Genomic DNA, 12,273 nt, shown 5'->3' on the forward strand with positions numbered 1-12,273 from the left:
TATTAAGCTTAAAAATCTAAATAGGGGGGGGGGCATAAAATGAAAAAATCCCTAAGTACCAAACTCGTTAGCATCATCTTGCTCATTTTTATTATTCTTATTTCTACGGTAAGTTTCTTCAATTATAAAAATGCATCACAAGATGCTAGTGATGTTTATAAGGGCTTACAACAACTCGCCTTAAGCTCTTCTTTTACCACTATAAACATCACGATGAATATTGAAGCCCAACAACATTTACAAGCAATAGCAAAATATCTCCAACAAATTGATGAAAGCAACGTTTTAGCTCAAAGAAGAGTGTTATTTAATGTCGCTGAGATTGTGCAATATCCCTCCGTATATATTACCTATGAAAGCACAGGAAAAACACTTACTGAAGACTTTGATGAAAATCCAACTCTTAGAATCTCAAATGATTGGGATAATAAACCTGATTTAAGAGAACGTGATTGGTATGTGCAAACAAAAAAACTCAATGCGCCCATAGTAACTCCCACCTATGAATCTCAAGAAGGCAAATATAAAGGCAAAACTCTAGCCACAGCGACAATGCCCTACTATAAAAATGGGCAATTTGCAGGTGTAATTGGAATAGATATATTTGTAGATAGCTTCCAAGAAAGATTTAAAAACTTTAAACGCCCGGAACTTCCAAGTATGGAGGTTTTTATCGCAGATAGTTCGGGACATATATTCTCTCGAGAAAAACCACTTAAAACCAATACTTCTGGTCTCACGCCTTTAGAATCTGCTCTTAGTCAAGCCTTAAAAAAGAAAAAAGAAGATATCCTTGAGTTTAATAATTATGGAATCTCACAAATTGCTTATTATAAACAATTTCCTTTTGGTTGGACAATTGTTGTGAGTGCGGATAAACAAGACTATGAAGAAGCAGCCAATAAGAATCTTATTTTTACTTCTTTACTTACTTTAGCTTTGCTTGCTATTGGCACAGTTCTGCTCTTTATTATTGTTAAATCCTATCTTAATCCTATTAATAACATCAAACAAGGACTTCTTGCTTTCTTCTCTTATCTCAACCACGAACGCAAAGATGCACCACAACCTCTTAAGATTGTTGCTCAAGATGAATTAGGTGAAATGGGTAATGCTATTAATGATAATATTCAAAAAACAAAAGCTGGTTTAGAACAAGACCAAGCTCTTGTATCACAATCTCTCCAAGTCATTGAAAGAGCAAAACAAGGACACGCTGACACGCTTATTGAACTTAAAGGACATAATCCGCAGCTTAATCGTTTAAGAGATTCTGTAAATGACCTTTTAGAACTTATAGGTAGTGCTGTTGGCAAAGACTTGCCAGAGATTAATCGTGTCTTTGATTCATACGTTAAACTCGACTTCACCACAGAAGTAAAAGATGCAAGTGGTAGAGTAGAAGTTGTTACAAATACTCTAGGAGAAGAAATTAGAAAAATGCTCTCAACAAGTTCAAACTTTGCTCAAACATTAAGTAATGAAGCTAAATCTCTTGCTCAAGCAGTAACTAATCTTACTAATTTAACAAATTCCCAAGCTTCCTCTTTAGAACAAACAGCTCAAGCAGTAGAAGAGATTACAAGTTCTATGCAAAATGTAAGTGGTAAGACTGGAGAAGTTATCCAACAAAGTGAAGATATTAAAAATGTTATAGGTATCATTAGAGATATAGCAGACCAAACAAACTTACTTGCTCTTAATGCAGCAATAGAAGCTGCAAGAGCAGGAGAACACGGAAGAGGATTTGCTGTTGTTGCAGATGAGGTGCGAAAATTAGCCGAGAGAACTCAAAAGAGCTTAGGAGAGATTGAAGCTAATACAAATCTCTTAGTGCAAAGTATTAATGATATGGGAGAATCTATTAGAGAGCAAACTACTGGAGTTACTCAAATTAATGAGGCTATATCACATTTAGAATCTGTTACACAAGAGAATGTTGAGATTGCTAATTCTAGTGCAGAGATTAGTGAGAGAGTAGATAAAGTAGCTAAAGATATATTAGATGATGTGAATAAGAAGAGGTTTTAGAGTTTTTTTGATTTAAAGAAATGGGGACTACTTTTTATCAAAAACTCTACTACTTTTATAACTACCCCAATAAGTCCCATATGGATTATTGGGAGTAAAGATTCTTACCTTTTGCTTATCTTCACCCTCTTTGATATACATAAAATACATATCAAGCTGTGTCCATTCATTTTTTATCTTTAAATATGTGAATATATCTACATTATTAACCCATATACTTGCAGAATCTACAATATCCCATTGCCCTATCATACCAAAATCATCTAAATTCATTGTAAGTTTAAAACCACCAACCGCACTCCCGTTTGAGTGTGCAAAAATTCGGATAGCCTCCCTCCCATTATCAGTGGATAGCACAAATGGTATTTCACCCTCAAGTTCCCATAAATCAATGCCCTCACCATTTATAGATCCACCAATTTCCTGTGGGTTATCAAAGAAATTTTTAATGCGCAGTGCTTCATCAGATTCTAGCTTGCTACATTTAGGGAGGTTACGTGCGTATTCAAGACTTTGGGTATTTTTAATAGGTAGCGGAGGCACAGAATCTCCGCTTGTAAGGATAAAATCACTTTTTTCATTGTATTCTCTATCTAAGTATTGCATACTCATACGATAAAGCTTAGAACTTATTTGCCTATATTCTTCGTCATTTAAGGGTGTAATACTTAGCTTCACTATAGCACGCTCTTTTTCAAGTTCATTACTTGGCTCTTTTCTCCAATTATTATATCCCTTAAGCACAAAATAATGTGTATCACCCTCCACACTCGCCTCTATGGCAGTGACATGATAATAAGGATCTTCCATTAAATGCTCTTGTATCGTATGTGTATCCTTGTGCGTGGTCATAAATTCAGAATCGGCGATACAATCGCCTAGCGGTATATGATTTTGTGTAAAAAAATCAAAGCCCCAAAATCCAAATTTATCAAGCAAAGCAAGGGATTGCGGATTTTCTCCATTCTCTGTATTTTCTTTGCTCGTGCTTTTCCCAACATTTTTGTTATCAGTGTCCAAAACCTGCAAATCAGGCGAAAGCTGTTCAATAGACTTTTCAGAAGATTCCAAGGGTATCTCTTCTATATCGCCATCACTTTTATTTTCACAACCAAAGAAAAATAGAGCACAAAAGATTATGGAAATCTTTTTTTATTCATTTTCAACTTGTTTATTAAGGTTATTTCTTGCTTCTGCAGGCAAGATTTCAAGGAATCTATCCATATCAAAGCTAATACCCTCTATCTTTGCCTCTTTAATCAATGCAACTGCTTCGTGCATATTGTAAGGACTTCCACCTTGATAAGGCTCAAAAACTTTATTGATAATAGCAAGCGCATAAGCGTTTTTCTTTACCTCATCAGCAGCAGCGTGAGGCATTGTAATATAAGCTGTAGTTTGTATTAGCACTTCATCAAATTTCCAATAATCAAATAAGAATCCCAAAAATGAGAGATGGTCTAAACCGCAAAATTCACTCTCAACCGAACTAATATCAGCAAAATTGCTTTCTTTAAGCATCGCAAGAAACTCTTTATCCTTACCACTTTGAATAAGCGTATTGGCAAATAAAATCATTCCTAGACGCAAAAGCATAGCGCAAGGGGCAAGTAATTGAGAGAGTTTTTTATCAGTTTCACGAAACCACTCTGAAATAAAATCTGCCTCTTTAGCACTATTACCTAAAAAATTTTGCGTATCCAACCCATAAGGTGAAACATCAATTTTAAAGCCACTGCGCAAAGAATTGGCAATGGCAACATTTTTCACACTGCTTATACCAAGCAATGACACAACTTGATTAAGCGTAGAAATTTCGCGTGAGAATCCATAATAAGGCGAGTTTGCCAAACGGAGTAAATCCCCTGTCAAAAGCGGGTCCTTAGAGATAATATCAACCACTCCCTGCACCTCCACGTTTTCACCAGTGGAATCTATATACTGCTGCAATTTCGTTACAGTTTCAGGCAAAGGGGGCAAATTGTCAATTGTTTGAAGCAAGAGTTCATTCATTCTAAGTCCTTAAGTATAAAGGCTATGCGTTAGCACACATTCTTTGCGAAATTATATCAAAAACCTTGTAAAATGGTGTGAATTTTACCTAACAATTTACCAAATATAACAAAAATGCAATTTTATTACCCAAGTGAGCACTACTTATCCACATCTCTAAGGGCTTGGGCAATAAGCTCTAAAGGGTGTGCAAAACGCACAGATGAATTAATCTGTGTCAAGGCATTATCAATTTGCATACGACAAGCCCCGCACTCTGCACTTACAACTTGTGCTCCACTAGATTGTATCATCTCTGCCTTTGGCTTACCAGCTTTAAGTGTCAAATCATAGCGCGAACTCTGCATACTGATACCTCCAAAACCACAGCATCTTGCAGAATCGCTCATTTCTTTAAGCACAAAACTTTTTCCTAAAAGCGTGCGTGGCTCTTTAAAGATTCCTAACACTTTTCTTGCGTGACAAGGGTCGTGATAAGTAATAGTCTCTTGACTAAAAGCTTTTGGGAGTATTTTTTGCAATGGTGTGTGATGATAGAGCCACGAACTTGCCATATCAATTTTAGGCAAAAGCTTTTCAAGTCGTTTGACATACTCACTATTATTGCTATCAACACTAAGTGCGTGAATCCAATCTTTTTTAATCATTGCCGCACAAGTTGCTTCAGGAATAATCATCGCATCAATACTCTCCCAAAAACTCTCAAAATACTCAATATTTTTCCTCGCTAAATACGCTACACTCTTCACATCACCCGTAAAAAATGCAGGCGCACCACAACATTCTTGCAAATGTGGCACAAATGCTTTAATGCCCAGATGACTAAGAATCTCAAGCAAACTCTCACCCACATTAACATAATTATAATTACTCAAACAGCCAATAAAAATCGCCACTCTCTTATGTTTTAGAGTATTTGATGGGGGATTTTGATTACTTGGAGCAATCTCACCTTGATATTTTTGCAAAAAGGATTTACGCCACAGAGGAAATACAGAACGCTTCGCCCTTCCCCCTTTATCATTTTTAAAAAGTTTAAAACGACTAATCCATCGCCCATTTTCCTGCTTAAAGGCACAAGGCATAATAAAGTGCATAAATGAAAATACTTTATCTGCTACCTTGCGATGACGCAAAAGATAAAAATATGCCCTCTTATACCACGCAATGCCATACTTTTGAGCAATATCTACACGCACAGATTCTATTGCTACATCAACGGGCAAACTTGAAGGGCAATGCGTAACGCAAGTCGTGCATAAAAAACAGGATTCAAAAATATCTCTACTTGTAGAATCTAACTCTATATCACCGCGTTTATAAGCTCCAAGTAAATCTAAAAAACCGCGCGGTGAAGTAACCTCATCACGATTCACCATATAAATAGTGCAGTGTGGGATACATTTTCCGCATTTCACACACGCACTTGCTGTTTGCTGCAAATCAAGCACACTTTACTCCTAAATAGTCTTACTAAAACGTTTTGTATCAGTATGTGCGCTAAGATATGCATCAAAAGCCATAGCAATATTGCGGATAAGCATACCACCCGTTGGAGAAGCGGTAATGCCTTGAGGAGTAATTTGAACCAAACCTATTTCTTCATATTCGCGTAAAGATGCTAAAGCGGGAGCAAAATGTGTCTTAAAATCAATGTTAAATTTAGATTCTATATTTGCAAAATCAAGGCAAAGATTATTCATAAGCCCCATAATCACCTCTTTACGCAAAATATCCTCATCTGTGAGCCTTACGCCTCTCTCAACAGGTAATCTACCATTATCAAGTGCGCTTTCATAGGCATTCATATCTTTATAATTTTGTGAATAATAATCCAGCCCTTCACTTATGCTTGTAAGCCCAATGCCAATAGTTTGCGAGAATCCACGCGTAGTGTAACCTTGAAAATTGCGGCGAAGCTGATTATGTTGCTTAGCAAGATAAAGTTCATCACTTTTTTTAGCAAAATGGTCCATTCCAATCATTGCATAATCTTGCTCTTGTAAAAAAGCTATTGTATTTTTGAGAATCTCTAACTTTTGTGCAGGGGAAGGGAGTGTTGTCTCATCAATTTTACGCATTGTTTTTTTCATCCACGGCAAATGAGCGTAATTAAAAATAGCCAATCTATCAGGGCTTAAAGCTACAACTTTTTCAAGCGTGCGTGCAAAGGTTACTTCATTTTGAAAAGGCAACCCATAAATGAGGTCAAAATTCACGGAATTAATCCCAAATTCACGCGCAAGGCTAATTGCAGCACTTACTAGCTCCACACTTTGTTTTCTATGCACAGCCTCTTGCACCTTGTCCTCAAAATCCTGCACACCAAAACTCAAGCGATTGAATCCATTATCTTTTAACACTTCCATTTGCTCTCTGACAAAAAATCGTGGGTCAATTTCGCAACTTATTTCTGCAGAGGGTGCAAAATGCGTAAAAGTATTGCGAATGAGGCTTATCACTTCTTGTAATTCCTTAGCATTAAAAAAAGTTGGTGTGCCTCCACCAAAATGAAATTGCACCACTTCACGCGAAGTATCCATATATTTGCTTAAAAGTGCAAGTTCTTTTTTAAGATAATGTATATAATGTTGCTTTTTTTCTTCTTTGCTTGTATAAACAACATTACAACCACAATAATAACAAGCCGAGCGACAAAAGGGTAAATGCACATATATTGATAGAGGTAAATTTGACATAGAATCTGCCCGCGAGAGCGCTTGAATATAAGCTTTATCATCCCAAGATTCTTTAAATTCTACTGCAGTTGGATAACTTGTATAGCGAGGACCTGATTTTGAATATTTGACAAACGCCCCAAAATCAATTTTTTCACTTACTCCACTCAATGCCTTTGCTCCTCTTATTTAGATTTACGCAGATAATCAATATCAAAAAATAAATTAGGATACTTTTTTTTAATATCTTTAGCAAGAGTATTTGTATTAATATCTGGCAAATTTCCATCATTTAAACGCAAAGATTCTAAAGCATTTTTTGCTACTACCATTGCATCATCAAAATCAATGGGCATTTGAGAAATAATATCTTTTTCTAATCTCATCACAAGCTTTTCCTCTTGAATATTTTTGATATGTGAGAGGAGCTGGACAAATATTTTTTGAGGAAATACCACATATTCCTCGCCCTGCTCATCTTGCAAAAACCACAAATCCTCCTTTGAAAATCCTCCACTTTCCATAGCAAGAAGCATCGCATTACCCTCAAGGCGACGTAAAATGCCAAGATTCTCACCTGATTCATCAAGCCATTTCTCTTGTTTTGATGCTTTCATTGCTTACTCCACGCTCACAAGCGGGATTTTATTTATCCGTGCTAAATAGAGCATAATGCCCTTTTGCGCGTGAAGGCGATTCTGTGCTTCTTGGAATACTTTGCTCTGTGCGCCCTCAAGCACACCTTCACTCACCTCTTGCCCTCTATATGCAGGGAGACAATGCAAAAAAATAGCATCTTTTTGTGCATAGCTCATCATAGCCTCATCTACACAAAAATTTGCAAAAGCACATTTGCGTTGTTCTTTTTGTTCTTCTTGTCCCATTGACGCCCAAGTATCGGTAACCACAACATTTGCATTACTCACTGCCTCTTTTGCGTCATTTAGAATCTTGATTTTACCTCCACTTTGGATACACATATCCTGTGCCTTTGTGATAATATCTGCCTTAGGTGCATATCCAATTGGTGAAGCAATACGCAATTCAAAGCCCAAAATACCAGCAAGGTTAATCCACGAATGTGCCATATTATTGCCATCACCAATATATGCTACAATAGGATTCCTCCCTCCCTTGCCTTTCGTGGGATAAAGAGGATTGTGATGAGTAAGATAAATACCGCATTCTATCATCGTAAGATAATCCGCGATAAGCTGCACGGGGTGAAAATCATCACTCAATCCATTAATCACAGGCACAGATGAATATGAGGCGAACTCCTCTAATCTGCTATGCTCACTTGTTCTCATCATTATCATATCTACCATCGAACTAATCACTCGTGCGGTGTCTTTGATGGGTTCGCCTCGTCCAAGTTGTATATCTTTATGAGAAAGGAATATACCCTGTCCGCCTAATTGAAATATACCACTCTCAAAGCTTACTCGTGTCCGCGTAGAGCTTTTTTCAAAAATCATCGCCAAAACTTTACCCTTAAGATAAGGTTTGTTACCAATATGCAAAGATTCGTATTTAAGTTCTAGGGCAACATCAACCATTGCTAGAATTTCATCTCTGTTAAAATCATTCAGAGTGAGAAAATGTTTCATCTACCTGCCTTGTGCGATTTGCATAAAACCGAAATTATATCTAAAAATAGCAAAGATTACTTTAATACATTATGTTTATGGAGTATTTTGAGGGATATAATCTTCAATACCTATGGTAATATTCATTGTAATATTTTTAAAAAGCACTTTGTTTTTGCTTCGTTCATAATAAAATTCCTGCCCACCTCGCACAAACCACTGCACAAATGTCCCATTGTTTGCTACACGCTTCCCATCGCCATCAAAAATATCTCGTGCGCTCACAATATCGCTAAATAAATTAGGATAACTCACTTCCCCAAAAAAAGCGCGTGCCGCTATCCATTTAGAAGTGCATTCTTTGCCCATACACACTTCTCTTTTTGTAATAACAATCTTCCCAACAGGCTTACCAAGCTTATAAAGCTCAAGCGCAAGGTCTTTATTTGATTTATTATACTTCAATGAAGCGAAATCATAAAATTTTACTCGAGGTGTGTCAATAAGAAGAATTTTAAACTTCGTGGGTTCTAAAACCGGGGGTTCATTAGGATTAATATCAGGATTCTGAAAACCCTCAAACCACGCACAAGAAGCGAGAAAAAGAGGGAGTAGCACAAGAGTAGTGCTTAAAAGTATTCGCTTAAAAATACCAAATATTGCACTCATTACATACCTTAGCACTTGCCATACTAGGCTCGTGCATTAGAGAGAATCCTATGCCAAATTCTACCATCAAGCTTTAACTCCATATTTACTTGACATAAGCCATCTTTATATACAGTTTCAAGCACTTCAGCATTTCGAATAAGAGCTTGGACCTTTGTTTTAACCGTTGAGCTCTGAAGCATCATATCACGCACTGTATCTTGTGCATTTACTCTAATGCCATACATTTTTTCACCAATTTGACGATACGCATCTACAATCGCTGCTCTTTTTGCCATAGCAAAAGCCTGTGAGGGAGAAAGAGAATTTTCAGGTGAAACGCCAATTCCCACTGCACTCAAAGTAATTTCATTCTCTGGTGTAAGCATTGGAGAATTAGGAATATTATTGCTCCCTCCTCGCCCAATATATTCATCATCTCTATCAAACTTTGGTTCAAGATTACCTTTGTTTAAACCGGGCACCTCAACCTTTTCTACTACAAGAGTGTTGATTTTAGGATTTTTAGAAAGCAGGTTAGGGTTAGTATTGTATCCGGGCATTGGCGGATAAGTAGGTGCTTGGATAGGTGAATACATAGGCTGATTACTTGCGCTTGGTGGGATTAATCCGTTATTTGCTCCACCCGAGCCATCGCCAACATTAAACAAATCTCCGCATCCACTCAATGCAAACACAGCAAAACTTGCAATGATTGAACCTTTAAGCAAATTACTTTTCATATTCAGTCCTTTGAATTAAATTTCAGAAGACTAAAAGCAAGTAGTGTTCCATAATTTTTATAATTTATGATAAGGATGAAATCCACCGCCGCAATGCTAAACGCATTCTTTTGGGAAATCCATAGACTCTAGGGAAAAGGCAGCAAAAATATCTTTTACCTTTTATATTGAGTTGAGACAAAGATAAAAGCAAGTCTTTTTTACTAAAGCCAAGCTCCTCGACATAGCCCACAAGCTGTAAAGATTGCGTTAACTTTTTCACATTATCCAAACAAGCACGATAATAATACTCCTTCATTACAGGATTCTCTTCCTCCCTAAAAGAATGCAAAATCATAAAATAGCTATAAGTAATTTTTATCCGCATTATCTCTTGTAACAAATGAATTCATAATAGAGCTAGGAACAAGTGTATAATTATAAACTTGCTCGTGGCTTATATAAATATTTTTACATTTGCTTACTGATTTTGTGCAAAATGCAATGTCTTCATAGATGATATGAGGGATAAAAGTAATATTGTTTTCAAATATTAAAGAAGCCTTGCTGACAAAACTTCCCGCTGAAGTTATCATAGCATACCCTCCAAGTGATAAAATCAAATCTGTGGGAGTATATAAGCCCTCAATATGAGAAGGAAACACTTGCCAATCAAACTCTACTTGCGTATATGTGGTAGGCTCTCTTGCGATATATATGCTATACATAAGCACATCTACATCATATTGTGTCAATATATGATAGGAGTGCTCTAGTGCATAACTCTGCAAATAATCATCAGAATCTAAAAAACGAATATAATTCAAATATTGTTGGGGGGGGGGATTAGTAGAGATGATAAGATTCTTTACATATTCTAATCCCGCATTACGAGCCATTGATTGCCCTTGATTTTCTTGATTTAAAGTTACAAATCTAGCATCTTTATTGGCATATTCTTGAGCGATTTCTCCACTAGAATCTGTGCTACCATCATTCACTAAAATCGCCTTCCATTGAGTATAGCTCTGTGAAAGAAGTGAATCTAGGCATTTTCTTAAATACCTCTCCACATTAAAAATTGGCACGATGATATAAAACATTATTTGCTCATTTGCCACCTAGCACCTCCTCCCACAATGGCATAATAGCCTCTTTACTAAACTTTTGTGCTACTCTTGCTTTTGCTGCCTCGCCCATAGTTTTGCGCTTATTTTCATCACTCATTAATTCTATAAGCTTATGTGCATAAGTATGTAAATCATTATCTTGTATTAAATAGCCACTTTTGTTATTTTCTATAATATCACTTGGACCTGTTTTAATATCAAAAGAGATAGGACACAATCCATAGGAGCAAGATTCTAAAAGCACCATAGGAAAACCCTCATAATAGCTACTCATAGCATAAATACTCGCATTAAGATATTCAGATTCTATATCTTTGGTAAATGGCTTGAGAATTATGGAATCTTGCAATCCTAAATCTTTAATTTTAGTTTCTATCTCACTCTTTATATCACCATCACCTACGATAACAAGCTGCCAAGAATGTAATTGGGGGGGGGGCACAGATGATTGAAGGCTCTGTTGAAGCAGAGCCCAAATATCAATGAGGCGCAAAAAGCCTTTTTGATCACCTCTATCCATACGCCCAACTGATATGATACTTTTTTGCTTCAAATCTGTTTGTTCTGTAGAAATAATGGGTAAAAAATTAGGAATAACCCTAATATCTTTGTGGTATTGCCCCCAAATAGAAAGCTCTTTAGAAGAAAGGACAACAAGAGTGTGGAAAAAATTATTTCGTGTATTATATATACTAAAATTTAAATGAATAAGTCTTATATATCGTGTGAACTTGTGCTTAAGAAAAGGTATATAAGTGCTGTCATTTGCAATGACTACATCAAAATCTCTAAAATCAAAATGCACTTGTGCATTAAGAATAAATTTATAACAATTTTTATAATAGATTTTAGAGAAAACATTACGACATATTTGTGCTTTAAAAGCAGATTCTGAAATATTATGCCAAAAGTGAAGTTTTATGCTATTATTAATATAGTAAGGTAAGTTTTCATTGGCTTTATAAAAGCTTAATATTTCCACTTCATTCCCTACTTCACTAAAAGCATTAGCAAGATTTACAACTACTCTTTCAGCTCCACCTGTAATGCTTATATCACCGATTGTGAGCAGGATTTTCTTCATATACACCTGTAGATAGTTTTAACATAACTGTATATATCGCAATAAACAAATAAAGCTTGATTATAAATTTTAACACATTTAAATAAGTGCAAGAAAACTCCTATATTCTTTTAATTTGTTAATGCTGAATTTTGTATTTTAACATAATTCTGCATAATATCTTTTTAAAAAACTGAGCATTTAAATAATTAAAACAAATTTAAAAAACCTAAAAGAAGAAAATATAAGAATCATAAGAAGTATTTTCCCTATCCCTGCATCGACCTACATTCCCACACCTGAAAGATGCAGTATCATCGGCGAAGAGAAGCTTAACTGCCAGGTTCGGAATGGAGCTGGGTGTTGCCTTCTCTCTATAAACACAAGAAAAAGGGAAAT

The 12,273-nt window shown here is 36.0% G+C and carries 12 protein-coding genes and 1 rRNA gene; 1 reads left to right on the plus strand and 12 read right to left on the minus strand.

The genetic code is table 11. The features are described 5' to 3' along the window. Positions 1-39: 39 nt before the first annotated feature. Positions 40-2,031 (plus strand): methyl-accepting chemotaxis protein, encoded by a 1,992-nt coding sequence (locus tag HH_RS04770; RefSeq protein ID WP_011115811.1) that lies wholly within the window; start codon positions 40-42, stop codon positions 2,029-2,031. Positions 2,032-2,058: 27 nt separating this feature from the next. Here the strand turns inward: HH_RS04770 and HH_RS04775 are convergent, their stop codons facing one another. The 12 genes from HH_RS04775 to rrf form a co-directional block, all read right to left on the minus strand. Further along, a complete protein-coding gene (locus tag HH_RS04775; protein ID WP_011115812.1) occupies positions 2,059-3,102 on the minus strand; it encodes a hypothetical protein in 1,044 nt (347 codons plus the stop codon). 81 nt (positions 3,103-3,183) lie between these two features. Next, on the minus strand, positions 3,184-4,044 hold the full coding sequence (locus HH_RS04780) for an HDOD domain-containing protein (protein ID WP_011115813.1): 861 nt from the start codon (positions 4,042-4,044) through the stop codon (positions 3,184-3,186). Positions 4,045-4,184: 140 nt separating this feature from the next. After that, entirely contained in the window at positions 4,185-5,495 is a 1,311-nt protein-coding gene (locus HH_RS04785; RefSeq protein ID WP_011115814.1) for a (Fe-S)-binding protein, read from the minus strand. A gap of 9 nt (positions 5,496-5,504) precedes the next feature. Continuing rightward, entirely contained in the window at positions 5,505-6,893 is a 1,389-nt protein-coding gene (gene hemN / locus HH_RS04790) for an oxygen-independent coproporphyrinogen III oxidase (protein WP_011115815.1), read from the minus strand. Between the two features lie 14 nt (positions 6,894-6,907). After that, positions 6,908-7,339, minus strand: coding sequence for a DUF2603 domain-containing protein (locus tag HH_RS04795; RefSeq protein WP_011115816.1), 432 nt, complete (start codon positions 7,337-7,339; stop codon positions 6,908-6,910). Positions 7,340-7,342: 3 nt separating this feature from the next. Next, on the minus strand, positions 7,343-8,332 hold the full coding sequence (gene argF / locus HH_RS04800; RefSeq protein WP_011115817.1) for an ornithine carbamoyltransferase: 990 nt from the start codon (positions 8,330-8,332) through the stop codon (positions 7,343-7,345). Positions 8,333-8,407: 75 nt separating this feature from the next. Then, the gene (locus HH_RS04805) at positions 8,408-8,980 is read right to left on the minus strand and encodes a hypothetical protein (protein ID WP_011115818.1); all 573 of its coding nucleotides are present in this window, start codon (positions 8,978-8,980) and stop codon (positions 8,408-8,410) included. 23 nt (positions 8,981-9,003) lie between these two features. Further along, complete coding sequence (locus tag HH_RS04810) at positions 9,004-9,702, minus strand: LPP20 family lipoprotein (RefSeq protein WP_011115819.1); 699 nt, start codon at positions 9,700-9,702, stop codon at positions 9,004-9,006. Between the two features lie 64 nt (positions 9,703-9,766). Beyond that, positions 9,767-10,000: a hypothetical protein gene (locus HH_RS09195; protein ID WP_050720606.1), complete on the minus strand. Its 234-nt coding sequence runs from the start codon at positions 9,998-10,000 to the stop codon at positions 9,767-9,769. A 46-nt stretch (positions 10,001-10,046) separates the two neighbouring features. Further along, positions 10,047-10,802: a glycosyltransferase gene (locus HH_RS04815; protein ID WP_011115820.1), complete on the minus strand. Its 756-nt coding sequence runs from the start codon at positions 10,800-10,802 to the stop codon at positions 10,047-10,049. Then, positions 10,792-11,895, minus strand: coding sequence for a glycosyltransferase family 4 protein (locus tag HH_RS04820; RefSeq protein WP_041309060.1), 1,104 nt, complete (start codon positions 11,893-11,895; stop codon positions 10,792-10,794). The genes HH_RS04815 and HH_RS04820 overlap by 11 nt, the downstream gene beginning before the upstream one ends. A 251-nt stretch (positions 11,896-12,146) precedes the next feature. Further along, positions 12,147-12,262: ribosomal RNA gene (gene rrf, locus HH_RS04825) — 5S ribosomal RNA — on the minus strand. Positions 12,263-12,273 lie beyond the last annotated feature (11 nt).

Origin of the sequence: Helicobacter hepaticus ATCC 51449, assembly GCF_000007905.1 — a bacterium.
Classification (GTDB): domain Bacteria; phylum Campylobacterota; class Campylobacteria; order Campylobacterales; family Helicobacteraceae; genus Helicobacter_C; species Helicobacter_C hepaticus.